Source organism: Pantoea sp. BR_17 (assembly GCF_041955125.1).
Lineage (GTDB): Bacteria > Pseudomonadota > Gammaproteobacteria > Enterobacterales > Enterobacteriaceae > Pantoea > Pantoea stewartii.
Genome location: NZ_JAVAXT010000004.1, coordinates 336,966 through 362,009, shown reverse-complemented (window position 1 = coordinate 362,009; position 25,044 = coordinate 336,966). Strand labels below are relative to the sequence as shown.

Below are 25,044 nucleotides of genomic sequence, written 5' to 3'. Positions count from 1 at the left end.
ATCAGGCTTGCTGATTTAAATAATCGACCAGCATCTCAAGATTGATCCGGTGAGGGCCGTCTGGATAAAAAACATCCTGCGCCGGTCGATGGGCATCAAATAACGGTTGCAGATTCACATCCCGATCCAGCAACTGAATCGTCCCCTCAGTCAGTTTGTAAGAAATCACTGTGCAGGAACCTTCCGGAATTTTATCTATAAAATCTGACTTCCGGTTTTCCGAATAGACTTCATATTTAATCTGCTCACCACTTTTTGAGTTCGTGAGAAGTGTTTGAATTAAGTATCTCATGTTGATATATCCGTGAGCAGAAAGAATGCTGACATTAATATCAGGCGACAGATTTAAACAGTTAAATATTTTAATTAGATTAGAAGAGCAATATTTCCGTTTGATGTGTAACCGGGGATGCAAGCCGCGTGGTGCCTGTTACGCTGCTGTCGCAACCCGCGTCGCCGTTAAGGTAAACAGGTTTTGCTGGCTTACGAATACATACCAGATTACATCTTTTGCTTTCAGTATTTCATTTTTTACTTCCCACCTTCAGGGATATTTTTAGTTATTAAGCTAACTAATTTTGCTTTTAAAAGTCGTAGAAAAATTACAACATTAGAAATGATATTTTTTGACGCAGGAACCGTGCTGAAAATACTTTAGCGGATGGCGTCATGCAGCCGTAACCGGCACAGTGAAAGTGTCATAGAGAACGCCTGCCCGGAAGCGAAGGATAAAGATGCAGGGTATATTTTCTTTCGGCAAGAAAAGGAGAATAAACACCGACAGGTAGATGTCTGAAGTAAAGGGATGATGCAGGTTGTAGTGCAACAATCGCATCTCAGACGCGCCCTGACAGGCCCAACTCGGCTACCGCGCGCGGGCATGGCCTGAACGCATCAGGAAAGGTTATCAGGTGTACGATTGCATCGTTGAACACGTATAAAGCAACAAGAAGGCGCTTTTGGTAAAGCCACATTCTGTGTCGCTCTTGTCCCAACTCAACGTCGCCAGGCATATACCTGATAATAAAGACCCGTTTTCCCGACTACACCTGCATGTTCATGATATCGGTATAGGCCGAAACCAGCTTGTTCCTGACCTGAATCCCCATCTGCATGGAGATAGACGATTTTTGCAGATCGACCATCACATCGTTTAAAGCGACACCGGGTTTCCCCATTTCGAACGCCTGCGCCTGGCTACGGGCGGTGGTCTGGGTTTCGCTGATTTTGTCCAGAGCGGCTTTCATGGTCGCGCCAAAATCGATATGGCTGTTGACCTCATCGCTTTTGTTATTGGCCTGAAGCGAGGTCATCTGTAACTGCTGTAAAACACCGTCGATTGCCTGAATTGACATGGTTGCTACCTCATTAAAAAAGATGAAGATTTTTGACGTGGGGAGAAGTTAACACATTGTCAATAAGACAAAGCCGCTAAATGACGCTAAAAACCGTGGCTTATTCACCCATCGAATTTTGCGTTTCATCAAATAATGCCAGGCATTGAAGTAGAAATTTTATTTAAGCAGGTCAGGGAGTCTGTTTTGCCATCACAACTAACCCGGTCAATTACGTCAGGCAGGAATCGGTCATGAATGCGAGTGCAGCCGCCACACAAAATGAAGAAACGAAAGGCTTTGGTGACCTTCTCGCTCGCCTGCGTGCCAATCCACGTATTCCGTTAATCGTCGCAGCCGCAGCCGCTATCGCTGTGGTTTTTGCGTTGGTGCTCTGGGCCAAAACACCGAACTACAGCGTATTGTTCAGCAACCTGTCCAATGAGGACGGGGGTGCCATTGTCACGCAGTTGACGCAAATGAATGTCCCTTATCGTTTCGCGGATAACGGCGGTGCATTAATGGTGCCGGAAGATAAGGTGCATGAGCTGCGCCTGCGCCTGGCTGAACAGGGCCTGCCTAAAGGTGGCAACGTCGGTTTTGAACTGCTGGATAAAGAGAAGTTCGGTATCAGCCAGTTCAGCGAGCAGGTGAACTACCAGCGCGCACTGGAAGGCGAGCTGGCACGTACTATCGAATCTCTGGGGCCGGTGAAAACGGCGCGCGTCCATCTGGCGATGCCTAAACCAACCCTGTTCGTACGTGAGCAAAAAGCGCCCTCCGCGTCTGTGACGTTAACTCTGCAGCCAGGCCGTGCGCTGGATGAAGGTCAGATTCAGGCCATCACGCACATGGTTTCCAGCAGCGTGGCCGGTTTACCGCCGGGGAACGTGACCGTAGTCGATCAGAGCGGTCATCTGTTAACCCGTTCTGACGCAGTAGGCCGTGATCTGAACGATGCACAGCTGAAATATGCCGCCGAAGTCGAAGCCCGTTACCAGCAACGTATCGAAGCGATCCTTAACCCGATTCTGGGCCAGGGCAATGTCCATGCGCAGGTGACGGCACAGATTAACTTCGATACCAGTGAACAGACGGATGAGAAGTACCAGCCGAACGGCGATCCGAAAAACGCGTCTATTCGCTCTCAGCAGACCAGCACCAGCGAGCAGACGGGCAGCCCTTATCCGGGCGGCGTACCGGGCGCACTGTCTAACCAGCCTGCGCCAGCCAATACGGCCCCGATCAATACGGCCAATAACAATGCGGCCAATGGCCAGAATGCCAATGGTCAGAACAATGCGGCCAATGGTCAACGGACCAGCACAGCCTCTACCAGCAGTGTACCGACCAACTCGCGCCGTGATGATACGGTGAACTATGAGCTGGATCGTACCATTCGTCATACCAAGATGAATGTGGGTGACGTGCAGCGCCTGTCTGTTGCCGTGGTGGTGAACTATCGCGAAGACGATAAAGGCAAAGCGATTGCGCTGAATGAGCAGCAGCTGAAGCAGATTGAAGACCTGACGCGCGAAGCCATGGGCTATTCACAGACACGTGGCGACACTGTCAACGTGGTGAACTCGCAGTTTAATACCACCGAGCCTGTATCAACTGAACTGCCCTTCTGGCAACAGCAGTCGTTCTTTGATCAGCTGATTAATGCAGGTAAATGGCTGTTGGTTGCGCTGGTGGCGTTCATCCTGTATCGCAAAATGGTGCGTCCGCATGTTCTGCGTAAGAAAGCCGCAGAGCAGGCCGCTGCAGAAGCTCAGGCTGCCCGTGCTGCTCAGCAGAACGATCAGGAAGCTTACAGCGTCCAGCTCAGCAAAGATGAACTTGAGCAGGAACGTAAATCTAATAACCGCATGAGCGCTGAAGTCATGAGCCAGCGTATCCGCGACATGTCTGAAAACGATCCGCGCGTTGTTGCGCTGGTGATTCGCGAATGGATGAGTAACGAACTATGAGTCTGACCGGTACTGAAAAAAGCGCCATTCTGATGATGACCATTGGTGAAGAACGCGCGGCGGAAGTCTTTAAGCACCTGAACCAGCGTGAGGTTCAGCATCTGAGTGCCGCGATGGCCAGCATGCGTCAGGTCTCGCATAAGCAACTGACCGAAGTGCTGCGTGAGTTTGAAGGCGATGCCGAGCAGTTCGCGGCACTGAGCCTCAACTCGAACGATTACCTGCGCTCCGTGCTGACCCGGGCGTTGGGTGAAGAGCGTGCGTCAAGCCTGCTGGAAGATATCCTTGAAACCCGCGATACCACCAGTGGTATGGAAACGCTCAACTTCATGGAACCGCAGGCCGCAGCCGATCTGATTCGCGACGAGCATCCACAGATCATCGCGACTATCCTGGTCCACCTGAAACGGGGTCAGGCTGCCGATATTCTGGCCTTGTTTGATGAGCGCCTGCGTCATGACGTCATGCTGCGTATTGCTACCTTCGGTGGTGTGCAGCCGGCAGCGCTGGCAGAACTGACCGAAGTCCTGAACAGCCTGCTCGACGGTACCAACCTCAAGCGTGCGAAGATGGGCGGCGTGAGAACGGCGGCCGAAATTATCAACCTGATGAAAACGCAGCAGGAAGAAGCGGTTATCGAAGCGGTACGCGACTTCGATGGCGAACTGGCACAGAAAATTATCGACGAGATGTTCCTGTTCGAAAACCTGGTGGAAGTGGACGACCGCAGTATCCAGCGTCTGTTGCAGGAAGTGGAATCCGAGCAGTTGCTGATCGCCCTGAAAGGTGCCGAGCAGCCGCTGCGCGAGAAGTTCCTCAAAAACATGTCAGCCCGTGCGGCCGATATCCTGCGCGACGATCTGGCCAACCGTGGTCCGGTACGTATGTCTGCAGTAGAGAACGAACAGAAAGCGATCCTGCTGGTGGTGCGTCGTCTGGCAGAATCCGGCGAGATGGTAATCGGTGGCGGCGAGGAAACCTATGTCTGATGCATTTTCCGCCCGCCCCTGGCAACTGTGGCAGCCTGTAGAACTGGGGCGTCCTGAAGAGCCCGCGACGATTCAGGCTGAACCCGAAATCGAATTCTTCGAATCAGAAGAAGACGAACAGCAACAGCAGTTTGAGCAGATGCAGCAGCAGTTGCGTAAAGAAGCCCACGGTCAAGGCTACAGCGAAGGCCATCAGCAGGGGTTTAATGAAGGTCAGAAAGCCGGCTATGACGCGGGCTTTCAGCAAGGCCTTGCTGATGCGCAGCAACAGCAGGCTCCCTTACAGGCGCGAATGCAGCAGCTGGTGACGGAGTTTCAAAATACGCTGGAATCGCTGGACAGCGTCATTGCTGCCCGCCTGATGCAGCTGGCTCTGGAAGCCGCGCGTTCGGTGATTGGTCAGGCCACCACGGTGGATGGCAGTGCGTTGCTGCGCCAGATTCAGGGCTTACTGCAGCAGGAGCCCATGTTTAGCGGTAAGCCGCAGCTTCGGGTGCATCCTGATGACCTGCTGAGGATTGAACAAACACTGGGGCCAACGCTTGATCTGCACGGCTGGCGTTTACTGGCTGACAATACGCTGCACCCCGGCGGCTGCAAGCTCAGTGCCGAAGACGGCGATCTTGACGCGAGCGTGGCAACCCGCTGGCAGGAACTGTGCCGTCTTGCCGCACCTGGAGAGTTTTAATGACCACTCGTCTGAACCGCTGGCTGGGCTCGCTTGATGCCTTCGAAAGTCGTATTGCGCAGGTGCAACCTGTTCGTCGCTATGGACGGCTGACGCGTGCCACCGGCCTGGTTCTCGAAGCTACCGGCCTGCAGTTGCCGCTCGGTTCGACCTGTGTGATTGAACGTAATGACGGTAAAACGATTAGCGAAATTGAAAGCGAAGTCGTGGGCTTCAACGGTCAGAAACTGTTGATGATGCCGCTGGAAGAAGTGGACGGCATTCTGCCCGGCGCGCGCGTTTATGCCCGTACCACCGGCGATAACCCTCATTCAGGTAAACAGCTGCTGCTGGGGCCACAGCTGCTAGGCCGGGTGCTTGATGGCAGCGGTCGCCCACTGGATGGCTTGCCTTCCCCGGAAACGGGCTACCGTGCTCCATTGAACACACCGCCGTTTAACCCTTTACAGCGCACCCCTATTACCGATGTGCTGGACACCGGCGTTCGGGCGATTAACGCCCTGCTCACCGTTGGCCGGGGACAACGTATGGGCTTGTTCGCCGGATCAGGCGTGGGTAAAAGTGTGCTGCTCGGCATGATGGCGCGCTATACCCAGGCCGATGTGATCGTGGTGGGCTTAATCGGTGAACGTGGCCGTGAAGTTAAAGACTTTATTGAAAACATCTTAGGTGCTGAAGGCCGCGCCCGTTCGGTCGTCATCGCCGCGCCGGCAGATGTCTCACCGCTACTGCGCCTGCAGGGTGCCGCTTACGCCACGCGCATTGCGGAGGATTTCCGCGATCGCGGTAAACATGTTTTATTAATCATGGATTCGCTGACACGTTATGCCATGGCGCAACGTGAAATCGCGCTGGCGATTGGTGAGCCGCCGGCCACCAAAGGTTATCCACCTTCCGTATTTGCCAAACTGCCCGCCCTGGTTGAACGCGCGGGTAACGGCATCGATGGCGGCGGCTCGATCACGGCGTTTTATACCGTGCTGACCGAAGGCGACGATCAGCAGGACCCGATTGCTGACTCTGCGCGTGCCATTCTTGACGGCCACATTGTGCTGTCACGTCGTCTGGCCGAAGCCGGCCATTATCCGGCGATTGATATTGAAGCCTCAATCAGTCGTGCCATGACGTCACTGATTGATGAAAACCATTATGCACGCGTGCGCCAGTTCAAACAGTTGCTCTCGAGTTTCCAGCGCAACCGGGATCTGGTCAGCGTCGGTGCCTATGCCGCCGGTAGCGATCCGATGCTGGACAAAGCCATTCAGCTTTATCCGCAGATGGAAGCCTTCCTGCAACAAGGCATTTTTGAGCGCAGTGAGTACGACGATGCCTGCCTGCATTTACATGCATTGTTCGGTTAATTCGCGCGTTTGATATGAGGACATCGTAATGAAAACAGTCAATGCCATTGACACTTTGCGTGACCTGGCGGAACAGGATCTTGAACGCGCCGCCGTGCTGTTAGGCGATATGCGGCGTGGCCAGCAGGCTGCAAACGAGCAGCTCAGTATGTTGCTTGACTATCAGGATGAATACCGCAACAAGCTGAACAGCGACATGTCCAGCGGTATTGCCAGCAACCGCTGGACGAACTATCACCAGTTCATTCAGACGCTGGAAAAAGCCATTGAGCAACACCGCAGTCAGTTGCAGCAATGGAATCAACGGCTTGAACAGGCACTGGTTAACTGGCGTGAAAAACAACAACGCCTCAATGCCTATCAGACGCTGATTACCCGGGCAGAAGAAAATGCATTACGACAAGAAAACCGTCTCGACCAGAAACGGATGGATGAATTTGCCCAACGGGCTGCACTGAGGAAAGGCGAATGATTACGCTGCCAAACATTGCGTTGACAACGAAAACAACCGGCACCGCTGAAACATCGGGGACTACCGATCTGCTGAGCGGTGGCGAGGCGCTACCGAAGGACTTTATCACTACGCTGGGAAATCAGTTGCTTTCCCTGGCGAAACTGCACAGTAAAACCACGGTTGCAGCAGAAAAAAATAGCGTCGCTGATGACGACAGCAAGGTTGCCACGTCGTTGAATGCATTAATCTCTTCGCTGGAAAACCCGACTGCACTCAGTGCGCTGTTTAAACCGGAAAATATTAAAGCCGGTACAAAATCAGCCGATGATAAGGGTGACGCGAAAGAGGCCGCGCTGAACAGCAGCGATATGCAAAATATTCAGGCGCTGTTTGCCATGTTACCAGCAACCGGCTTGCAACAGGCCGTGAAAAACAGCACGACGACGCGTGACGTGGATATGCAACGCGATGCCGGACCGCGTTCTGCCTTATCGGCACTGACGCAGGCGGTGACCACGGCACTGAGCGGTGATGACAAAGACGCGAAAAACAGCAAGGTGCAGGATGGCGGTCGCCTGGCCAGTAACGTTGACCAGGCCAGCCGTGGGGTAACGCCCGCAGCCACGACGCAAACCGCATCGACACCGGCACAGTTGACGACAGACGCCAGTTTTCAGCAGATACTGAGCAGCGTCAACAAGCAGGATGAGCGTCCGATAAACGCTGCAGCCAGCGATAATCAGACGATGATTGCCGCGCCGATAACCAGCGCCAGCAGCGTTATGCAGCCCTTCACGGCCTCTGCGTCGATGAACACGCCGTCTACGCCGATGCTGAATGCCCACCTGGGTAGCAATGAATGGCAGCAGGCCCTGAGTCAACAAATTGTGATGTTCAGTCGTAACGGCCAGCAGAATGCGGAGTTACGCCTGCATCCAGAAGATCTCGGTGCGATCCAGATCAGCCTGAAACTGAATAACGATCAGGCACAGTTAAATATGGTCTCAGGTCACAGCCATGTCAGGGCTGCACTGGAAGCCGCGCTTCCTCAACTGCGCACTGCGCTGGCTGAAAATGGTATTAACCTGGGTGAGAGTCAGGTCAGCAGTGACAGTTTCGCGCAAGGGCAAAGCTTCCAGCATCAACAGGAGGCGCGTCGCGACGGACAGCACGGCAGCTTCTCTCTGACCCAGGACAGTGATAACGACATCACGCCGATTGCCGTACCGCAGGCTCTTCAGGCCCGGTTAAACGGTAAGGGCGCCGTCGACACCTTTGCCTGACAGCGACAAACGCTGAAGGTAAGCGTAAAACCCGTGTCTTTTCTTGCCATTGTTTGACTTAAGACACGCGATAATCTGTTCAGGTGAGCCGAGAGGCTCGCCCATAATTCACAGGAAGTAACTGCTAAAATGTCTGATAACGCGAAAGCTAAAGGTCGCAAACGTAAAATCCTGATTCCAGTGTTGCTGATCGTAACGCTGGCCGCTTGCAGCGTGGCAGGCTATGCAGTCTGGCGAATAATGAATAAACATGAGGGCGATAAGCCGGAGGTCGCGAAAGTTGAACCGCCTCCCGCCCCGGTCTTTTTTGCACTTGATACATTTACGGTTAACCTGGTCAATCCCGACAACGATCCAGACCGTGTACTGTACGTAGGGTTTACTCTGCGTCTGCCGGATGAAGAAACGCGTCGTCGGATGAGTGACTATCTGCCTGAGGTTCGCAGTCGTCTGTTACTGCTGCTTTCTCGCCAGAGCGCTGCTGCGCTGGCGACAGAGCAAGGAAAGCAAGCGCTTGTTGAGCAAATCAAACAGGCGCTGGCACCACCGCTGGTGAAAGGTCAACCTCCGCAGGTCGTAGACGACGTACTGTTTACCGCCTTCATTTTGAGGTGAATCAATGGGCGACAGCATTCTCTCCCAGGCTGAAATTGACGCGCTATTAAACGGCGACAGTGGCAGCGCGGAAGAAGAAAAGAAACAAAACGGGCCAGAGGGCGATATTCGCCCTTATGATCCCAATACCCAGCGCCGCGTGGTGCGCGAGCGTTTACAGGCGCTGGAAATTATTAACGAGCGTTTTGCCCGTCATTTCCGTATGGCGCTGTTTAACCTGCTGCGCCGTAGCCCGGATATCAGCGTGGGCGCGATCAAGATTCAGCCATACCATGAGTTTGCCCGCAACCTGCCGGTGCCAACGAACCTGAACCTGATCCACCTGAAGCCGCTGCGCGGCACGGCTCTGGTCGTGTTTTCACCGAGCCTTGTGTTTATTGCCGTTGATAACCTTTTTGGCGGAGATGGGCGTTTTCCGACTAAAGTAGAAGGACGTGAGTTCACGCATACCGAGCAACGCGTCATTCGTCGTATGCTGAAACTGGCGCTTGATGGCTACAGCGATGCGTGGAAAGCGATTTATCCTCTGGATGTCGAGTACGTCCGTTCGGAAATGCAGGTGAAGTTCACCAACATCACCACATCGCCTAACGATATCGTCGTCAACACGCCGTTCCAGGTCGAGATTGGCAACCTTGTCGGTGAGTTCAACATCTGTATTCCGTTTTCGATGATTGAACCTTTGCGTGAAATGCTGGTGAATCCGCCGCTGGAAAACTCGCGGTCAGAAGATACACACTGGCGGGACAATCTGGTGAAGCAGGTTCAGCATTCTGAACTGGAACTGATTGCCCATTTTGCTGAAACGTCGTTGCGTCTGTCACGCGTGTTGCAGCTGAAACCCGGCGATGTCCTGCCGATTGAAAAACCCGAGCGCATTATTGCCCACGTGGACGGTGTGCCTGTTTTAACCAGCCAGTACGGTACACTTAACGGTCAGTATGCGCTGCGTGTAGAACATTTGATTAACCCGATTTTGAATTCGCTTAACGAGGAACAGCCCCATGACTGACAGCAAGAAACCGTCCGATGACACCATCTCTGCGGACGATCTGTGGGCTGAAGCAATGAATGAGCAGGTGGGCTCTGGTGCCAGCACCTCACAGAGTGATGACGTTTTCAAATCGTTTGAAAGCAGCAACACTTCAGGCTCATTGCAGGATATTGACCTGATTATGGATATCCCGGTAAAACTGACTGTGGAACTGGGCCGCACCAAGATGACCATCAAAGAACTGCTGCGTCTGACACAGGGTTCTGTGGTCTCACTGGATGGTCTCGCAGGCGAGCCGCTGGATATCCTGATTAACGGTTACCTGATTGCGCAGGGTGAAGTCGTGGTCGTTAACGACAAATATGGTGTGCGTATCACCGACATCATTACGCCTTCAGAACGTATGCGCCGTCTGAGCCGTTAATATGAATAACCAGAATCATACTGTCCAACCGGCTACACCGCAGACGCCCGCCATCTCAGCGGGCTCTGTACTGACTCAGGTAAGTGGTGTTCTGGTTGTTATTATCCTGTTGATTCTGGCATGCGCCTGGCTGGCCCGTCGTATGGGCTTTGCGCCGAAAAAAGTCGGCAGCCGTGAGCTGACGCTCACGGCCAGTGTCCAGGTCGGTCAGCGCGAGCGCGTCGTCATCGTTGATACGCCAGATGCCCGTCTGGTACTGGGCGTAACGGCACAGCAAATTACCCACCTGCATACGTTGCCACCGGGTTCACCCGATGTAGACACCGCGGAAAAGGCAGCACCGCAGGATTTTCGTCAGTTATTACAGAATCTGGTTAAACGTCCCGGAAAAAACCCATGATGCGTCGACTGCTCCCTCTTCTGCCGCTGCTGTTGCTGGCACCGGTTGCTCACGCCCAGTTACCAGGCCTAGTAAGCCAGCCATTAGCCAATGGTGGCCAGAGCTGGTCACTTCCGGTACAAACGCTGGTATTTATTACCTCATTGACGTTTCTGCCGGCCATTCTGTTAATGATGACCAGCTTCACCCGCATCATTATTGTTTTTGGTCTGCTGCGTAATGCGCTGGGCACGCCCTCTGCGCCGCCCAATCAGGTATTACTTGGCCTGACGCTCTTTTTAACTTTTTTTATTATGGCACCTACCTTTGATAAAATTTATCAGGATGCCTATCTGCCTTTCAGTCAGGATAAAATCAGTATGGATGTGGCCATTGATAAAGGCGCACAACCCCTGCGTGAATTTATGCTGCGTCAAACGCGTGAAGCTGACTTAGCGCTATTTGCCCGCCTGGCAAATACACCTCCCATTGTCGGGCCGGAAGCCGTGCCGATGCGTATTTTATTACCTGCTTATGTGACCAGTGAATTAAAGACCGCCTTCCAGATTGGATTTACCGTCTTTATTCCTTTTTTAATTATTGACCTTGTCGTGGCCAGCGTATTAATGGCGCTGGGTATGATGATGGTGCCGCCGGCAACCATCGCCCTGCCCTTTAAATTAATGTTATTTGTTCTGGTGGATGGCTGGCAGTTGCTGGTTGGATCGCTGGCACAAAGTTTCTATTCCTGATCTTGTGAGTGGCACAGGAGATATTCATGACACCTGAATCGGTAATGGTAATGGGCCAGGAGGCGATGCGCGTCGCGTTGCTGCTGGCCGCTCCGATGCTGCTGGCCGCCCTGGTCAGCGGTTTACTGGTGAGCTTGCTACAGGCAGCGACCCAGATTAATGAACAAACGCTGTCTTTCATTCCTAAGATTATTGCGGTGGCGGCCACGGGCGTCGTTGCCGGTCCCTGGATGTTAAACGTCTTGCTGGATTATATCCGCACCGTTTTTTCTAACCTGCCCTATATCATCGGCTGATGATTACGCTCGACAGCAGCCAGTTTGTTCACTGGATAAGCCAGTTTTTCTGGCCGATGGTGCGCATTCTGGCGCTGATTGCGACAGCGCCGGTATTGAGTGAGCGCGCCATCAGCAAACGGGTGAAAATCGGCCTGGCGGCCATGATCACCTGGTTGCTGGTCCCGCTGTTACCGCCGGTGAACGTCACCCTGTTTTCGCCGGCCGGTTTCATGCTGCTGATTCAGCAAATGCTGATTGGTATCGCCATTGGTTTTACGATGCAGTTTGCCTTTGCAGCTGTCCGGGCGGCCGGTGAACTGATTGGTTTGCAGATGGGTCTGTCATTTGCGACGTTTTTTGATCCCGCCAGTCGGCTTAATATGCCGGTCCTTGCGCGTTTTCTCGACATGCTGGCTATGTTACTGTTTTTATCCTTCAACGGTCATTTGTGGCTTATCTCACTGTTGGCGGACAGTTTTCATACACTTCCTGTAGGTGGAACACCACTTGAAGCTAATGCTTTTATGGCGCTGGCAAAATCAGGCGGCATGATTTTCCTTAATGGCATGATGTTAGCGTTACCCTTGATCGTTCTGCTACTCACGCTAAACATGGTCCTGGGTTTGTTAAACCGTCTTTCACCACAGTTATCAATCTTCGCGATCGGCTTCCCGATTACCTTATCAGTCGGCATTTTGACGATCAGCCTGCTGATGCCCCTTCTCGCCCCGTTCTGTGAGCACCTGTTCGGCGAAATATTTGATCTTCTGGCCCAGTTCTTCACCGAACTGTCCCCCTCCTGAACATTAAGTATCTAACTATTTTTCCTTTTCCATACTTAAGAAATTCACAACTATCCGGGCATTTTTCAAACCATATTTTCCAGAAATCAACTAAGGATATTCTGATAAATGTGCGATAAGTCTTAAAATAATTCTTATTAAACCGCGCATCGCGTATTTTAGTCGGGCGGTACACAGAGTCATCGACAGGGTTGTTTTGGTGATAAAATCGGCAATGCATTGAAATTAAACAAGAAAAAATATTGTGTGATTTTTCTTGTCAGAAAATGTTTTTTCCGGCATTGTCAACTCACTCTTCAGCCTTACACTTTCGTGAAACAAATGTTTTTAAGACTTGTCCTATCAGAAAACTCTGGGTTTTCAGCGATAGTGACATTGCTCCCAAAAACGGTGTTTCGCTCCGGTACGACTTTACATCAATACCCGATGTGGATTCGACGCCAGGTGTGGGGCCAGAGTAAGAAAAAATTTTGCAGAACGGGTCAAGGAAGAAGACTTTTACGGACGTTTGCCCGTTGCCACGCTGCATCAGCAGAATAAAAAAAAGCGCTTTGGAAATCTTCTCGTACCGCAACGCGTAATTCATCGTTGATTTAAACGGATAACAAATTGGTGAGGGTCGCTAACATGCCAACGATTATTATGGATTCCTGCAACTACACACGCCTGGGATTATCGGACTATATGTCTTCTAAAGGAGTGAAGAAGAAAAATATTACTTCTGTCTCCGATATTGAGCAATTACAGCAAAGATGTGAGCAGTTGAAACCAGGTGTTGTGTTTATTAATGAAGACTGTTTCATTCACGAAACCGACTCAAGCGAGCGCATTCGCAGCATTATTAATCAGCATCCCGAAACACTGTTTTTTATTTTTATGGCCATCAGTAATATTCATTTTGAAGAATATCTGTATGTCCGAAAAAATTTAATTATTACGTCGAAAGCCATTAAACCTTCAACGCTGGATTCTCTCCTTAGCACGTATTTGCAAAAGAAACTTAACATGTCTCCGCGTATTTCCTCAGGGCTGGACGTTCACCCTCTGACGTTGAGCCAGACTGAGTCAAATATGCTGAAAATGTGGATGTCGGGTCATGATACCATTCAGATATCCGACAAAATGCAAATTAAAGCGAAGACGGTCTCTTCCCATAAAGGAAACATTAAGCGGAAAATTAAAACGCACAACAAGCAGGTTATTTACCATGTCGTGCGCTTAACCGATAACGTGACCTCTGGTATTTACGTCAACGTAAGATAGTTTGCCGCCTCACAGAACTGGCCCAAAAGGCCGGTTTTTTTTAGTGATTAGCGATCAAGATCTCAATTTTCAGCATAAACCTTTTCCTGCTCCTGCCGATGTTTTTTTCATCAGGCCCCCTTAAGAGAGCAAGGAAATGAACACAACGCTGATTAATGAAGGACATCACAACGTCAGTTCTTGGCAAAATCTCAGACTGGTCCCGCTGTTTAGTTTGATTTTCGGCGGGATATTATTTTTGTTCGCACTCTGTATAGGCATTTCCAGCTACTTCCTCATCCTGAGTAATCAGTCGTTGAAAGATGCGACTGAGGAAATTCAGGTCCGCAACGGTCTGATCGACAGCTCCTCAAACCTCCGCTCTGCCCGACTGAATATCATCCAGGCCGGTGCGGCCGCGCGTATTGGTGAGATGGATGATTTCAATGCCAACCTTGCCGCAACGGATGAGCGTATTAAGCAGGCTGAAAATGGCCTCAACGTCTACCTGAACCGCAAGAATAAAACCCCCGAAGACGTCAGGCTGGACGAAGAGCTCACTACTCGCTTCAAAGAGTATGTTCAAAAAGGCCTGAAGCCGATGATTGACGCCGGTAAACAGGGCAGTTTTGAAAGCATCATTGCCCAGGAAACCGACACCACGCGTAAACTGGATAACGCTTATAACGCTGTGCTGGTCAAGGCGATCAAACTTCGGGATATCCGTTCTGATTTCATTAACGCCAAGGCTGCCGAACAGTCACGTATTGGTTTTATTTCCATGGGTGGTGCGTTTGTGGCTGCGCTGGTGCTGGTGCTGCTGACCTTTGTTTTTCTACGTCGGGTCGTGATCACGCCTTTACGTAAATCGGTTGCCCATATCGAGCGTATCGCTCAGGGTGACTTAACCGCCCCTTCAGTACCGCACGGTCGTAACGAAATCGGCTTACTGCTGGATAATCTGCAGCGCATGCAGGAATCGTTAGTCAAAACGGTCGGTACGGTGCGTGAAGGCGCTATCGCCATTTATCAAGGCTCCAGTGAAATTTCAGCCGGTAACACCGACCTTTCCTCGCGGACGGAGCAGCAAGCCGCCGCCCTTGAGCAGACCGCAGCCAGCATGGAGCAGTTAACGGCGACGGTGAAACAGAACGCCGATAACGCGCACCATGCCAGCCAACTCGCAGCCGATGCATCAGATAAAGCACGCAACGGTGGCGACATGGTCAGTGGTGTAGTGAAAACCATGAACGATATTTCTGGCAGCTCGAAGAAAATTGCTGAGATCACCAATGTGATTAACAGCATCGCTTTCCAGACCAATATTCTGGCGCTGAACGCCGCCGTCGAAGCGGCGCGCGCAGGGGAGCAAGGACGTGGCTTTGCGGTTGTTGCGAGTGAAGTCCGTAGTCTGGCACAACGCAGCGCCCAGGCCGCGAAGGAAATTGAATCCCTGATTGCCGAGTCTGTGAAGTTAGTCAGCAGTGGCTCGCATCAGGTTGGCGAGGCCGGCAGTACGATGGGTGAAATTGTCGAAGCGGTGCGTCGCGTGACCGATATCATGTCTGAGATTGCTGCCGCCTCGGATGAACAAAGCCGCGGTATTCAGCAGGTGAGCCAGGCGGTAACGGAAATGGATAACGTGACCCAGCAGAACGCCTCGCTGGTTGAAGAAGCCTCAGCGGCGGCGGCATCACTGGAAGCTCAGGCGGGTAAACTGACGAAAGCGGTTTCCGCGTTTCGCTTAGTCGACACACCGGTCGCGAAAGCTCCCGATGTTAAAGACGTGGCACCGAAAGCGAGCTCACCCGTGCTACGTCCGGTAGCCACTACCTCTGGTCATGAAAACTGGGAAACGTTCTGACCCAAGCGCACGCCCCTGTCCTGTGACATGCGTGACAGGACAGATAAAAGTAAACGCCCGCGACATCCTCAGACATCGCGGGCGTTTTCATCAGACTGACCGATAATCAGGCGGGAACCCAGGGCTCGACAAAAACGCCGTCCCGGTGATTATTCTCGTTAAAAAACCAGATCCCCTGCGGGTAATCGTCCAGCGCCACCAAAAACATCGTCCCTTCGTTAAAAGGTTCTACCGCCAGGATCGTACCGATTCGCCGGGGGCCACCGTCGGTTTTAACGCTTACGCGATCGTCTACCTTCATCTGTTACTCTCCAGAAACGTTCCTGATAACAGTGTAATGGAAGCGTAGAACGAATGCAGGCATTAACGGCGGGCAATCACCCACACGGCATGGACGATGCCGGGAATGTAGCCGCACAAGGTCAGTAAAATATTCAGCCAGAACGCGCCGCCAAAACCGACCTGCAGGAAAACGCCCAGTGGTGGAAGTAAAATAGCGATAAGAATTCGAAGTAAGTCCATAACCATTCCTTTAGGTACTGAGAAAAACCGTTTTGCTTACCAATATAGCCGTTTTCTGAAGGGTTACAGGAAAAGTCAGGTAAATCTGATTCAGGGTTTTTTTCGTTTTCCTGACACTTCACAGCCGGACGTTTAACACGAGAATCGTTACACTTCATTGCGTTGCTTTCCTACCCCAGGAAAACAACACACCCAAAGTAACAAGGATTATTTTGCCCGCGCAGCGCGGGCCTTTTTTTACCCTTCCCTGCTGTCAGCCCGCCGTTCTATACTCAGTATTCACGTTGCTCTTTGGAGGCAGACTATGACGCATTTTCTCGCTTCAGATGAAAACCAAAGTGATCGGGACAGTGAAATGGATGCGCTTCTTCATGCCATCCAGCGTGACACGGCAGGACAGGTACAGGACTATTTTTCGCCTCAGGTTGCGCAGACTGAAAAAAATGCTGGCGGGCCGACAGCCCCGTGCCGTGAACCTGCGGAGCAGTGTGAGATGGACATTCACGATTGCCGCTACAGTGAGATCAATCGCTAGCGGGATCGCTCGCCAGGCGGAATAGCAGGCAAAAAAATACCCGGCACAGGCCAGGCAAGTATTCAAATCGTTACACCAGGGAAGACATACTGCTTTCTCAGAGTAGCTGTTCCGGTAATGAAAACAAGCTTCTGCGATGCACGTTTCGCTCATCTTATTCTGCTCCTGCCCTCCTCCTGCCTACGCAAGCCGCAGCGCGCGCGCCATGCGTCGTGCACATTCTGACCGCTCCCGCTTTTTGTCCTATCGGGTTTTAAGAATCCTCCTGGTTCTGTCTGCATGAGTACGGAACCTCGGGCCTTTTCAGGACTCAACTACACTAAACAGATGCCTTGGCTAACGTGAGCCGTGTGGAGGAGACCTGGATGCCCAACCTGAATGAATCGCTGATGATCGTGACCGACCTCGATGGATCGCTGCTTGACCACCACGACTACAACTGGGATGCCGCCACAGCATGGCTGGAGACCTTCAGCCAGCATCAGGTTCCTGTGGTGATTTGCTCCAGCAAGACGGCGGCGGAAATTCTGCCGCTGCAACGAAAAATCGGGATTAGCGGTACGCCGTTTATCGCCGAAAACGGCGCGGTTCTCTACTTCCACGAGGACAAACCCGTTCGTATCCCTGACGATAAGCTGAACTACGTCGCCATCTGTCGGATTCTTAGCGCGATGAAACAGCAGTTCCGCTTTAGCGGCTTTCAGGATTTTAGCGACAGCGACGTGTCGGCAATGACAGGTTTACCGGAAGCCGAGGCCGCGCTCGCCCGCCAGCGCGATGCCTCCGAAGTTATCGTCTGGCGCGATACCGAAGAGGCGTTAGACCGTTTTCGCCATGCGCTGGCTGACTACCATTTGACGCTTACCCAGGGCGGCCGCTTCTGGCACGTGATGCCGGCCCGAAGCGGAAAAGGCCATGCCCTGCATAAATTACTGTCGCATTACAGCCATCAGGATTTGATCACGATTGGACTGGGTGATGGCCCTAACGATGCACCTATGCTCGATGCGGTCGATTATGCCATCGTGATTAAAGGCTTCAGCAAAACCCCTGTCACGTTAACGCGTAATGATGGGCAGGTTTATCATACAACGCATCACGGCCCTGAAGGCTGGTGCGAAGGTCTGGACCATTTTTTAACGCAGCCATGAACGGCTGTGGTTCCTCGGGCAACCCCATAAGGATGATGCAATGAGTGATTTCTTTCAGAATGGCGTAATTACTAACTTTCATAATCTCACGCACCGCAGCGTCGAATCGCTGGAAAAAGAGATGGTGCGTTTTGCGCGTAAACGCAAAATGGGGTTAATTCTGCCCTCCCTGTTTTCTGAGCTGGAAGGACCGGCACTGAGCAAAATCGTCGATGAACTGGCAAAAGTGCCGTATCTGAATGAAATTGTCATCGGCCTGGACCGGGCCGATCGCGATCAGTTCCTCCATGCCCGCGAGTTCTTTTCTCGCCTGCCGCAGCGCCATCGGATCTTATGGAATGATGGTCCCCGCCTGAAGGCGATCGACGCGGAACTGGACAAAGAAGGTTTGTCGCCGACGAATCCGGGCAAAGGGCGTAACGTCTGGTTCTGCACCGGCTATACGCTGGCCTCCGACCGCACCAGCTGTGTCGCACTACACGATTGCGATATTGTTACCTATGAGCGCGGTATGCTGGCACGTTTGCTTTATCCGCTGGCGAATCCCGCGTTTCAGTATGAGTTTTGTAAAGGGTTTTATGCGCGCGTCGCCGACGGCAAACTCAATGGTCGCGTGGGCCGTTTATTAGTCGGGCCGCTGCTGCGTTCCCTGCAAAAAGTGTATGGTCACTCGGAATACCTTGATTACCTCTCCAGTTTCCGTTACCCGCTCTCCGGCGAGTTCGCCATGCGTACTCATGTCCTTAACGGGATTAAAATTCCGGGTGACTGGGGCCTGGAGATTGGCGTGCTCTCCGAGATCTATCGCAATTACACCACACGCCAGTCGTGCCAGGTTGAGATTGCGGATAATTATGACCACAAGCATCAACCGCTGGCAGAGGATGACGGAACAGGTGGCCTGAAGCGCATGAGCAACGATATTGTTCAGTCGCTTTTACGTAAACTTGCCACCATGGGCGTGCCGCTCACCAGTGATTCCTTCCGCGTGCTGAAAGCCACCTACTATCGCAATGCGTTAGATATGATGGAAATCTACAATCATGAGGCCGCCATGAACGGACTGAAATTCGATCAGCACGTGGAAGAGGCTGCGGTCGAGATGTTTACCCAGGCTATCCTGGATGCGGGTCAGTCCTTTATAGAACGCCCAAATGACAAGCCGTTTATCCCAAGCTGGAGTCGGGTTCAGTCTGCCTTCCCGGATATTCTGCAAAGAATTTACAAGGCGGTGGAAGAGGATAATGACGGTAACGTCTAGCATGCCATAGGTGGAAGACAGGCTATCACGTGACGTGATGCCTGGCAGGAAGACAGACGGGCCAGGTGTACAACACCGGCCCGGTCATCTGCAATCAGGACGTTAACTGCGGTTGTGACTCACGGGTGTGGCTGAGCTCGTCTGTCCGAAACGCCTCGCTTCTGACCGCATAACCATCATACCAGCGACACTCTACCATGCCACTGGCATGACCGGTCACCACCATCGTTTGCCCGCCGTCCTTATGCTGCACTTCATCACTGATTGCAAAAACCATGTTGCGCCCTCTTTATCCATTGACATTAATTCTTAATATTTATTTATAGCATGGTAAAAAAGTTGCTGCTGTTAAGGCGCGCAGAAAAAGGGCAAATTCAGAATAAAGTAGAAGGTTATCCTGGAAAGGAATAAAGCGGATAAGAGGCTATCCGCTTCAGAGGAAGGATGAATCAGATTTTGCAGCCTTCGCAATCCGCTTCGTCACTCAGGTCGTCAGGCACTTCGGCCGCCTTTTTTTCTGCCTTGGCTTCGGCCTGCTCTAACTGAGCATCTATATCGAATTCAAACATATCGTCGCTCATTGTTTTCTCCCCAGAACGCGTAAAAGAAGGCGCTGTTATACCGATTACCCACGCAGTTTGGCAATAAGGTTAACCACTAAAAGCACGATCGACCCAATGATAAAACCAATCACCAGGTTAGCGCCGTTACTCAGCAGCCCTGATACCAGACCGCTAAACGGAGCGATAGCATTTTCAATAAAGTGGTGCAAAGGCGTTATCCCGTGAACAATGATGCCCCCTCCCACCAAGAACATGGCCAGCGTGCCCACCACGGTTAATATTTTCATCAGCCAGGGTGCCGCAGCCAGCAGCACGGCACCAACTGACTGGGCCACCCGTGACGATTTTTGCTTTAACCAGAATCCCAGATCATCGATTTTCACGATGCCCGCCACAATACCGTAAACGCCAATCGTGACCAGAATGGCAATGCCCGCCAGGATCAGAACCTGATTCAGCAGCGGTGCTTCCGAAACGATGCCCAGCGTAATCGCGACGATTTCGGCGGACAAAATGAAATCGGTGCGCACAGCCCCTTTAACCTTTTTCTTTTCAAATTCACGCGGGTCCTGCTTTGCCAGGTTATCCAGACGCTGCTGACGGGCCTCCGGTGAATTTTGCTGCTTGTCGTGTTGCAGGCTGTGCAGCACTTTCTCGACACCTTCATAACAAAGGTAAGCGCCGCCAATCATCAACAGCGGCGTGATTAACCACGGCGCAAATGCCGAGATAATCAGCGCCAGCGGCACCAAAATCAGCTTGTTCAGAAACGAGCCTTTGGCCACGCCCCACACGACCGGCAGTTCGCGATTGGCTTTTACGCCACTGACCTGTTGCGCATTCAGTGACAGATCGTCACCCAGAACGCCCGCCGTCTTCTTTGCCGCGACTTTGCCCATTACAGAGATATCATCCAGCAGCGTGGCGATATCATCCAGCAACGTTAATAAACTGGTTCCTGCCAAAATATGTCCCTTATACGGTCATCGACAACGACTTACATCGCAAACAGTGAAGGCCTCATCCTCGACGAAGCCCAACGGCATACGATGCGTGCGTTGTGACTATTCCGGTTCGTTATGTTGACAACATGGGCATCGTTCGATTTCCGTTACCGTCATCTCTGCGATGCCCTCACAATCCCATTCGACGCGCACCGCTTGCCCAGCCAGTCCTTCGCTATGCAGGTATTTACTGACCGGGCTTTCCGTCATGCCGGTAATTTCTTCCGTGGCCACCAGCGTTTCGCCCACATAAATTCTGGCGGTGGCTTTGGTATTCACCATGCGCTCATCACGAATCTGGTAGAGACGTTTAACCGTCAGTTTTATGCTGCTCATCTCGGTCTCCCGGTCACGGAAAAGCGTCTATCTAACATGTTATGTTACTGATGAGCAAGGCCCGATCATTCCTGCTCACGATAATGATGAATGCCCTGATGATCGATTTCAGCACTGTCATTCATCGCCAGTAACCACTCTTCCAGTCGTTCAAGCAACGCGTCGTCGTCGAGACGGAGTTTGCCACGCAGTGCACATTCCCAGATGATGAGAACCTTCCAGCCGCTCTCACGTAACTGCCGTACATAGCGATGGTCTCGTTCGACGTTGCTGTTAATCTTGCCTGTCCAGAACTCGGTGCGCGTGGCGGGTATCTTAAACAAATAGCAGTGATGACGATGCCAGAAGCAGCCGTGCACAAAGATAATGGCCTGATGAGCGGTCAGGACAAAATCAGGCCGCCCTGGCAGGTTTTTGTCCTGAACCCGGTAAGTGAATCCGCGATCTTTGAGCAACAGTGCGATGCGTTGCTCAATCGCAGTGTCCTGCTGGCGAATAGCGCGCATGTTTTTGCTGCGCGTTTCGCTGGAGTGAACGTCGGCCATAGCATCTCCTTAAAGGCTACTCTTTCAACTTTAGTCGCCGTCCTGAAAAGCGAAAGCCACCTGGACAAAAGCGGCCATTTTTTGCCGCTTCCGGACGGTAATCACGCGTCCGGTGCTACCTGTCCTGACTTTTACACTCGCGTGTTTTACAGCACACCGCCGCCGCGTCAGGCGGATTTCCTCATCGGGCAAGGAGTGATAGCATAGGCGCTTCACTGTTAAGGATATTTGCATGCACGCCGTCGCAACCGCTGAACCTCTTCTTTCTGCAGCTCTGCATTCCGATGAACTGAATCTGTTACACCAGGTCCTGTCGATCTATTCCGTCAGGGATATCGTTGCCCGACTGCATCAGGCCGGCTTTGCGCACTGGTCACCGACGCTCATCAACCGTATTCGTCAGGGTAAAAGCACGCTGCCCGCACTGAGCACTGCGGAGCGGGATCTGTTCGAACGCTTATTGCCGTCTCGTCCTGCGCATTATGATGCACCTGCGTTTCGTTTTGTTGACCTGTTTGCCGGCATCGGGGGGATTCGTCGCGGATTTGAGCGCATTGGTGGAAAATGTGTCTTTACCAGTGAGTGGAATAAAGAGGCGATTCGCACGTACCGGGCCAACCATTACAGCGATCCGCTTGAGCACCACTTCAATACCGATATCCGCCAGGTCACGCAGCCTGCCGGGCTATACGATGAAGCAGCGATCTACTCCTCCATTGATGCAGCCATCCCCGATCATCAGGTGCTGCTGGCAGGCTTTCCTTGTCAGCCCTTTTCGCTGGCTGGCGTCAGTAAGAAGAATGCATTGGGTCGGGCGCATGGGTTCGAATGCCAGGCGCAGGGTACGCTGTTTTTTGATGTAGCACGCATTCTTGCCGCCAAAAAACCGCCCTTCTTCGTGCTGGAGAACGTGAAGAACCTTAAAAGCCATGACAAAGGCCGGACCTTTGCCATCATCATGGATACGCTGGATGAGCTGGGCTATGCCGTCGCGGATGCCGATGCCAGTGCACCGGATCCGAAAGTGATTGATGCCCGCCATTTCTTGCCTCAACACCGCGAGCGTATTGTGCTGGTGGGCATTCGACGGGACATTGCCGGCTGCGAGAATTTTACTCTGCGCGACATCAAACGCTTTTTCCCTGCCCAGGTGCCCAGCCTGCAAAGTTTGCTGGAAGCCGCACCTGATGATAAGTACATCCTGTCGCCGGTGCTGTGGCGTTATCTGTATCAGTATGCCAAAAAGCATAAAGCGCTGGGGAATGGCTTTGGCTTTGGTCTGAACGATCCGCGCAATCTGCAGTGCTGCGTGCGCACCCTGTCTGCCCGCTACTATAAAGATGGCTCTGAGATTTTGATCGATCGCGGCTGGGACGCGGATAAAGGCGAGCGTGATTTCCTTGATGCCACCAATATGGCGCATCGTCCCCGTCGTCTTACGCCCCGTGAATGCGCACGCATCATGGGCTTCGATGATGCCGGCAGTGAGCCTTTTCGCATTCCGGTCTCCGACACGCAAGCGTATAAACAGTTTGGTAATTCCGTTGTCGTCCCCGTTTTTGCCGCCGTGGCGCAGCTTCTCCTGCCCTACATTCACGATTTACAGCATAAAACACGCTAAAAGTTGCGCTTAGGCGCAACCTTTCTCCTCTTTTCCCGCTGCCAGGCGATATTGTCACAACCTCGTCATACAAGCCCAGAATACTGCTGCTTTTTCACTTGATGGGTAGAATGATGTCACCTCTCACGTTGTTATCCCTGCGCAGTCTGAAGCGTCGCTATCGCGTCAAACTGCCCCCGGTGCCCACCTGGCTTACCAGCCTGCGCGGCAATTTTATGCTGTTCGTTGTGCTGTTTTGTTTGCTGCAATCCATCGGGATTGTTCTGCTGACCGCGCAGGTCAGCCATACCAAAGTGAACCTGACGCAGGCGAGTGCCATGCGCGACCGGCTGGCGCTGCTCGATCACGCTCGCATAGAGCTGCTGACGGCCAGCGATAACAGCCACCGGGCAGGCATTTATCTGATGGAAGATCAGAAAAGTGGATCGGTGGACAGTTGGAAGAGCCTGGCGGAAACCGCAAAATCCTCACTCGTGCATGCAGAACAGCTGTTTGCTCAGTACCATGCCGTTCCCAAGGGGGAGCTTGAGCAGGGTTTCATGATGTTAACCCAGGGCCTTGAAGAGCAGCTTAAAGGCCTGGAAGCCAATAATATCGATGCGTTCTTTATGGTGCCGATGCAGGCTTATCAACAGCAGTTTAACAGCGCCTGGTTTAACGAAATCACCCAGGCCAACAAACAGCTTTCTGCCGTCAACAACCTGACACTGGAGACGCTGACCACCAGCCGTAACCTGTCGCTGCTGGTCACAGGGCTGCTGTTTACGCTGTTGCTGACGGGTGGGGTTTTGCTGCTGCGCGGCGTGATTATTCCTTTAAGACTGGCCAGCCGCCAGCTGCAGGCTATTGCCACTGGCGACTTAGTCAGTTGCCCGCAACCGCCTCGTCTGCAATCGTTAGAAACCGCCGGATTGTTTAACGCGGTGGCGGATATGCGGCAAGGGCTGCGCACCATTGTGGCAGAAATTAATACCATAGCCGCCAGCGTGGCGGAGGGTGCGCGGGAAATGCAGCATACCAATGACCAGGTAAGCGAGCACTATAAGGTGCAAAACAGCAGCTTTAGTCATATTTCGCAGCGCCTGCATCGTGTCTCGGAAGAGGTTGAAAACAGTACGCTGTTTTCGCAACAGGCCGCACAGCAGGCACATGTCGCGGATGAACTGATGCAGCAGTGCGCCAGTCAGGTCGATGAAATGGAGGTGCAGATGCGCCACATCGTCGATTCCTCAGGGGAAATCGCCGGCATTGTCGAGCTGCTGGACGGTCTTTCACTGCAAACGCGTCTGCTGGCGTTGAATGCGGCGATTGAATCAGCGCATGCAGGGGTTTATGGACGCAGCTTTAGCGTCGTGGCAAAAGAGATGGGTACCCTGTCGAATAAAAGCGGCGAGTCGGCACAGCAAATTAACGGGCTGGTGAATAATACACAGCTGCATATTTCTGAGGGATTCAACAAGGTGAAGTCACTGGAAGCCTTGTTTTACCAAATCAGCCAGTCGGTCAGCGCCGTGGTTACCCAGTTAAAAGAACTGGAGGAAAACGCCACAGCACAAAGTCGCCGCGTGTCTGGCATTGCCGCCGAAGTGGTGGCGCTGGACAAGGAACTGCATACTAACGAGGGGCTTACGGCACGGCAGGTACGTACCGCCGATACCTTACAACATCAGGCCTCACGCCTGGCCGAAAGCGTGCAACAATTCCGCATTGCCGTCTGAATACGCGCTCTGAATAAAAAAGCCGCCTTTATCAAAGGCGGCTTTCATCGCGAGAACAACCGATAACCATTATTTCTTTTTCTTACTCTGCTTCTTAAGCAGCGTACGCAGTTGTTTAATTTCGCTGGAACTTAAAGCATCCGACGCGCCTTCTTCCGTGTTCTGACTGTCGATGGCGGGCTGAGAAGGTGCTTCGAGGCTGGCCTGCAGACGTTGCACGATCTCCTGACTCATTGATACCTGGTTTTCAAGCGCCAGCTGTTTAATGTGTTCTTTCAATGCAGGATCAATTTTAATCGTCAAATTAACAGTTTCGGTCATTTCCTCACTCCTTTTTTGTTATTGCTTCCACGCT

30 protein-coding genes are annotated in these 25,044 nt (G+C 52.3%); 20 read left to right on the top strand and 10 right to left on the bottom strand.

Annotated features, from left to right (window positions below; translation table 11 throughout):
• Position 1 precedes the first annotated feature (1 nt).
• A complete protein-coding gene (locus RAC60_RS09540) occupies positions 2-292 on the bottom strand; it encodes a hypothetical protein (protein WP_033742072.1) in 291 nt (96 codons plus the stop codon).
• A 751-nt stretch (positions 293-1,043) separates the two neighbouring features.
• Positions 1,044-1,355, bottom strand: coding sequence for a flagellar hook-basal body complex protein FliE (gene fliE / locus RAC60_RS09535; protein ID WP_006119561.1), 312 nt, complete (start codon positions 1,353-1,355; stop codon positions 1,044-1,046).
• Positions 1,356-1,588: 233 nt separating this feature from the next.
• On the opposite strand from fliE, the gene fliF reads away from it, so the two are divergent.
• The 15 genes from fliF (at position 1,589) to RAC60_RS09460 (ending at position 15,433) form a co-directional block, all read left to right on the top strand.
• On the top strand, positions 1,589-3,307 hold the full coding sequence (fliF, locus tag RAC60_RS09530; RefSeq protein ID WP_033742074.1) for a flagellar basal-body MS-ring/collar protein FliF: 1,719 nt from the start codon (positions 1,589-1,591) through the stop codon (positions 3,305-3,307).
• Positions 3,304-4,296, top strand: a complete 993-nt coding sequence (fliG, locus tag RAC60_RS09525; protein WP_006119564.1) for a flagellar motor switch protein FliG — start codon at positions 3,304-3,306, stop codon at positions 4,294-4,296. The genes fliF and fliG overlap by 4 nt, the downstream gene beginning before the upstream one ends.
• Positions 4,289-4,984 carry a flagellar assembly protein FliH gene (fliH, locus tag RAC60_RS09520; protein WP_033742075.1) on the top strand — a complete coding sequence of 232 codons (696 nt, stop codon included), beginning with the start codon at positions 4,289-4,291 and terminating at the stop codon, positions 4,982-4,984. The genes fliG and fliH overlap by 8 nt, the downstream gene beginning before the upstream one ends.
• The gene (gene fliI, locus RAC60_RS09515; RefSeq protein WP_033742076.1) at positions 4,984-6,345 is read left to right on the top strand and encodes a flagellar protein export ATPase FliI; all 1,362 of its coding nucleotides are present in this window, start codon (positions 4,984-4,986) and stop codon (positions 6,343-6,345) included. Before fliH ends, fliI begins: the two co-directional genes overlap by 1 nt.
• A gap of 28 nt (positions 6,346-6,373) precedes the next feature.
• Positions 6,374-6,817: a flagellar export protein FliJ gene (fliJ, locus tag RAC60_RS09510; RefSeq protein WP_033742078.1), complete on the top strand. Its 444-nt coding sequence runs from the start codon at positions 6,374-6,376 to the stop codon at positions 6,815-6,817.
• Positions 6,814-8,082: a flagellar hook-length control protein FliK gene (locus RAC60_RS09505; RefSeq protein WP_058701679.1), complete on the top strand. Its 1,269-nt coding sequence runs from the start codon at positions 6,814-6,816 to the stop codon at positions 8,080-8,082. The genes fliJ and RAC60_RS09505 overlap by 4 nt, the downstream gene beginning before the upstream one ends.
• A gap of 129 nt (positions 8,083-8,211) precedes the next feature.
• Positions 8,212-8,697, top strand: a complete 486-nt coding sequence (gene fliL, locus RAC60_RS09500) for a flagellar basal body-associated protein FliL (protein WP_006119574.1) — start codon at positions 8,212-8,214, stop codon at positions 8,695-8,697.
• 4 nt (positions 8,698-8,701) lie between these two features.
• Positions 8,702-9,709 (top strand): flagellar motor switch protein FliM, encoded by a 1,008-nt coding sequence (fliM, locus tag RAC60_RS09495; RefSeq protein WP_006119575.1) that lies wholly within the window; start codon positions 8,702-8,704, stop codon positions 9,707-9,709.
• Positions 9,702-10,115: a flagellar motor switch protein FliN gene (fliN, locus tag RAC60_RS09490; protein ID WP_006119577.1), complete on the top strand. Its 414-nt coding sequence runs from the start codon at positions 9,702-9,704 to the stop codon at positions 10,113-10,115. The genes fliM and fliN overlap by 8 nt, the downstream gene beginning before the upstream one ends.
• 1 nt (position 10,116) lies before the next feature.
• A complete protein-coding gene (gene fliO / locus RAC60_RS09485; protein WP_033742082.1) occupies positions 10,117-10,515 on the top strand; it encodes a flagellar biosynthetic protein FliO in 399 nt (132 codons plus the stop codon).
• Positions 10,515-11,246, top strand: coding sequence for a flagellar type III secretion system pore protein FliP (fliP, locus tag RAC60_RS09480; protein ID WP_033742230.1), 732 nt, complete (start codon positions 10,515-10,517; stop codon positions 11,244-11,246). Before fliO ends, fliP begins: the two co-directional genes overlap by 1 nt.
• 26 nt (positions 11,247-11,272) lie before the next feature.
• Positions 11,273-11,542, top strand: a complete 270-nt coding sequence (fliQ, locus tag RAC60_RS09475; RefSeq protein ID WP_033742083.1) for a flagellar biosynthesis protein FliQ — start codon at positions 11,273-11,275, stop codon at positions 11,540-11,542.
• A complete protein-coding gene (fliR, locus tag RAC60_RS09470; RefSeq protein WP_375093452.1) occupies positions 11,542-12,327 on the top strand; it encodes a flagellar biosynthetic protein FliR in 786 nt (261 codons plus the stop codon). Before fliQ ends, fliR begins: the two co-directional genes overlap by 1 nt.
• Positions 12,328-12,954: 627 nt before the next feature.
• On the top strand, positions 12,955-13,590 hold the full coding sequence (gene rcsA / locus RAC60_RS09465) for a transcriptional regulator RcsA (protein WP_006119584.1): 636 nt from the start codon (positions 12,955-12,957) through the stop codon (positions 13,588-13,590).
• A gap of 136 nt (positions 13,591-13,726) precedes the next feature.
• Entirely contained in the window at positions 13,727-15,433 is a 1,707-nt protein-coding gene (locus RAC60_RS09460; RefSeq protein WP_375093450.1) for a methyl-accepting chemotaxis protein, read from the top strand.
• Between the two features lie 106 nt (positions 15,434-15,539).
• Here the strand turns inward: RAC60_RS09460 and dsrB are convergent, their stop codons facing one another.
• A complete protein-coding gene (dsrB, locus tag RAC60_RS09455; protein ID WP_006119586.1) occupies positions 15,540-15,734 on the bottom strand; it encodes a protein DsrB in 195 nt (64 codons plus the stop codon).
• A gap of 62 nt (positions 15,735-15,796) precedes the next feature.
• Positions 15,797-15,955 carry a YqaE/Pmp3 family membrane protein gene (locus RAC60_RS09450; protein WP_006119587.1) on the bottom strand — a complete coding sequence of 53 codons (159 nt, stop codon included), beginning with the start codon at positions 15,953-15,955 and terminating at the stop codon, positions 15,797-15,799.
• 304 nt (positions 15,956-16,259) lie between these two features.
• Between RAC60_RS09450 and RAC60_RS09445 the strand changes: the two genes are divergently transcribed.
• The 3 genes from RAC60_RS09445 to RAC60_RS09435 all read left to right on the top strand — a co-directional run bounded on the left by RAC60_RS09445 (position 16,260) and on the right by RAC60_RS09435 (position 18,902).
• Positions 16,260-16,490: a DUF2525 domain-containing protein gene (locus tag RAC60_RS09445; protein ID WP_162286973.1), complete on the top strand. Its 231-nt coding sequence runs from the start codon at positions 16,260-16,262 to the stop codon at positions 16,488-16,490.
• A gap of 365 nt (positions 16,491-16,855) precedes the next feature.
• Entirely contained in the window at positions 16,856-17,641 is a 786-nt protein-coding gene (locus tag RAC60_RS09440; RefSeq protein WP_375093448.1) for a mannosyl-3-phosphoglycerate phosphatase-related protein, read from the top strand.
• Between the two features lie 40 nt (positions 17,642-17,681).
• Positions 17,682-18,902 carry a glycosyl transferase gene (locus tag RAC60_RS09435; protein WP_033742089.1) on the top strand — a complete coding sequence of 407 codons (1,221 nt, stop codon included), beginning with the start codon at positions 17,682-17,684 and terminating at the stop codon, positions 18,900-18,902.
• Between the two features lie 94 nt (positions 18,903-18,996).
• Here the strand turns inward: RAC60_RS09435 and RAC60_RS09430 are convergent, their stop codons facing one another.
• From RAC60_RS09430 to RAC60_RS09410, 5 genes are all read right to left on the bottom strand, one after another.
• Positions 18,997-19,179, bottom strand: a complete 183-nt coding sequence (locus RAC60_RS09430; protein ID WP_033742091.1) for a YodC family protein — start codon at positions 19,177-19,179, stop codon at positions 18,997-18,999.
• Positions 19,180-19,351: 172 nt separating this feature from the next.
• A complete protein-coding gene (locus tag RAC60_RS09425; protein ID WP_006119592.1) occupies positions 19,352-19,483 on the bottom strand; it encodes a hypothetical protein in 132 nt (43 codons plus the stop codon).
• A gap of 44 nt (positions 19,484-19,527) precedes the next feature.
• A complete protein-coding gene (locus RAC60_RS09420) occupies positions 19,528-20,430 on the bottom strand; it encodes a DUF808 domain-containing protein (RefSeq protein WP_054633597.1) in 903 nt (300 codons plus the stop codon).
• A 99-nt stretch (positions 20,431-20,529) separates the two neighbouring features.
• On the bottom strand, positions 20,530-20,805 hold the full coding sequence (locus RAC60_RS09415) for a hypothetical protein (RefSeq protein ID WP_006119595.1): 276 nt from the start codon (positions 20,803-20,805) through the stop codon (positions 20,530-20,532).
• 65 nt (positions 20,806-20,870) lie between these two features.
• Positions 20,871-21,350 (bottom strand): very short patch repair endonuclease, encoded by a 480-nt coding sequence (locus tag RAC60_RS09410; RefSeq protein WP_058701674.1) that lies wholly within the window; start codon positions 21,348-21,350, stop codon positions 20,871-20,873.
• Between the two features lie 232 nt (positions 21,351-21,582).
• Here RAC60_RS09410 and dcm point away from each other — a divergent pair, with 232 nt between their 5' ends.
• Both dcm and RAC60_RS09400 read left to right on the top strand, forming a co-directional pair.
• Positions 21,583-22,971, top strand: a complete 1,389-nt coding sequence (dcm, locus tag RAC60_RS09405; protein WP_205951993.1) for a DNA (cytosine-5-)-methyltransferase — start codon at positions 21,583-21,585, stop codon at positions 22,969-22,971.
• Between the two features lie 101 nt (positions 22,972-23,072).
• The gene (locus RAC60_RS09400) at positions 23,073-24,689 is read left to right on the top strand and encodes a methyl-accepting chemotaxis protein (protein ID WP_033742097.1); all 1,617 of its coding nucleotides are present in this window, start codon (positions 23,073-23,075) and stop codon (positions 24,687-24,689) included.
• Between the two features lie 69 nt (positions 24,690-24,758).
• Here RAC60_RS09400 and RAC60_RS09395 read toward each other — a convergent pair whose 3' ends face one another.
• Positions 24,759-25,010: an Arc family DNA-binding protein gene (locus tag RAC60_RS09395; protein WP_006119599.1), complete on the bottom strand. Its 252-nt coding sequence runs from the start codon at positions 25,008-25,010 to the stop codon at positions 24,759-24,761.
• Between the last annotated feature and the right edge of the window lie 34 nt (positions 25,011-25,044).

Bases quoted from the DNA above. Each gene is read 5' to 3' on its own strand.
- RAC60_RS09540 (WP_033742072.1), bottom strand. From the start codon at position 292: ATGAGATACTTAATTCAAACACTTCTCACGAACTCAAAAAGTGGTGAG.
- fliE (WP_006119561.1), bottom strand. From the start codon at position 1,355: ATGTCAATTCAGGCAATCGACGGTGTTTTACAGCAGTTACAGATGACC.
- fliF (WP_033742074.1), top strand. From the start codon at position 1,589: ATGAATGCGAGTGCAGCCGCCACACAAAATGAAGAAACGAAAGGCTTT.
- fliG (WP_006119564.1), top strand. From the start codon at position 3,304: ATGAGTCTGACCGGTACTGAAAAAAGCGCCATTCTGATGATGACCATT.
- fliH (WP_033742075.1), top strand. From the start codon at position 4,289: ATGTCTGATGCATTTTCCGCCCGCCCCTGGCAACTGTGGCAGCCTGTA.
- fliI (WP_033742076.1), top strand. From the start codon at position 4,984: ATGACCACTCGTCTGAACCGCTGGCTGGGCTCGCTTGATGCCTTCGAA.
- fliJ (WP_033742078.1), top strand. From the start codon at position 6,374: ATGAAAACAGTCAATGCCATTGACACTTTGCGTGACCTGGCGGAACAG.
- RAC60_RS09505 (WP_058701679.1), top strand. From the start codon at position 6,814: ATGATTACGCTGCCAAACATTGCGTTGACAACGAAAACAACCGGCACC.
- fliL (WP_006119574.1), top strand. From the start codon at position 8,212: ATGTCTGATAACGCGAAAGCTAAAGGTCGCAAACGTAAAATCCTGATT.
- fliM (WP_006119575.1), top strand. From the start codon at position 8,702: ATGGGCGACAGCATTCTCTCCCAGGCTGAAATTGACGCGCTATTAAAC.
- fliN (WP_006119577.1), top strand. From the start codon at position 9,702: ATGACTGACAGCAAGAAACCGTCCGATGACACCATCTCTGCGGACGAT.
- fliO (WP_033742082.1), top strand. From the start codon at position 10,117: ATGAATAACCAGAATCATACTGTCCAACCGGCTACACCGCAGACGCCC.
- fliP (WP_033742230.1), top strand. From the start codon at position 10,515: ATGCGTCGACTGCTCCCTCTTCTGCCGCTGCTGTTGCTGGCACCGGTT.
- fliQ (WP_033742083.1), top strand. From the start codon at position 11,273: ATGACACCTGAATCGGTAATGGTAATGGGCCAGGAGGCGATGCGCGTC.
- fliR (WP_375093452.1), top strand. From the start codon at position 11,542: ATGATTACGCTCGACAGCAGCCAGTTTGTTCACTGGATAAGCCAGTTT.
- rcsA (WP_006119584.1), top strand. From the start codon at position 12,955: ATGCCAACGATTATTATGGATTCCTGCAACTACACACGCCTGGGATTA.
- RAC60_RS09460 (WP_375093450.1), top strand. From the start codon at position 13,727: ATGAACACAACGCTGATTAATGAAGGACATCACAACGTCAGTTCTTGG.
- dsrB (WP_006119586.1), bottom strand. From the start codon at position 15,734: ATGAAGGTAGACGATCGCGTAAGCGTTAAAACCGACGGTGGCCCCCGG.
- RAC60_RS09450 (WP_006119587.1), bottom strand. From the start codon at position 15,955: ATGGACTTACTTCGAATTCTTATCGCTATTTTACTTCCACCACTGGGC.
- RAC60_RS09445 (WP_162286973.1), top strand. From the start codon at position 16,260: ATGACGCATTTTCTCGCTTCAGATGAAAACCAAAGTGATCGGGACAGT.
- RAC60_RS09440 (WP_375093448.1), top strand. From the start codon at position 16,856: ATGCCCAACCTGAATGAATCGCTGATGATCGTGACCGACCTCGATGGA.
- RAC60_RS09435 (WP_033742089.1), top strand. From the start codon at position 17,682: ATGAGTGATTTCTTTCAGAATGGCGTAATTACTAACTTTCATAATCTC.
- RAC60_RS09430 (WP_033742091.1), bottom strand. From the start codon at position 19,179: ATGGTTTTTGCAATCAGTGATGAAGTGCAGCATAAGGACGGCGGGCAA.
- RAC60_RS09425 (WP_006119592.1), bottom strand. From the start codon at position 19,483: ATGAGCGACGATATGTTTGAATTCGATATAGATGCTCAGTTAGAGCAG.
- RAC60_RS09415 (WP_006119595.1), bottom strand. From the start codon at position 20,805: ATGAGCAGCATAAAACTGACGGTTAAACGTCTCTACCAGATTCGTGAT.
- RAC60_RS09410 (WP_058701674.1), bottom strand. From the start codon at position 21,350: ATGGCCGACGTTCACTCCAGCGAAACGCGCAGCAAAAACATGCGCGCT.
- dcm (WP_205951993.1), top strand. From the start codon at position 21,583: ATGCACGCCGTCGCAACCGCTGAACCTCTTCTTTCTGCAGCTCTGCAT.
- RAC60_RS09400 (WP_033742097.1), top strand. From the start codon at position 23,073: ATGGGTAGAATGATGTCACCTCTCACGTTGTTATCCCTGCGCAGTCTG.
- RAC60_RS09395 (WP_006119599.1), bottom strand. From the start codon at position 25,010: ATGACCGAAACTGTTAATTTGACGATTAAAATTGATCCTGCATTGAAA.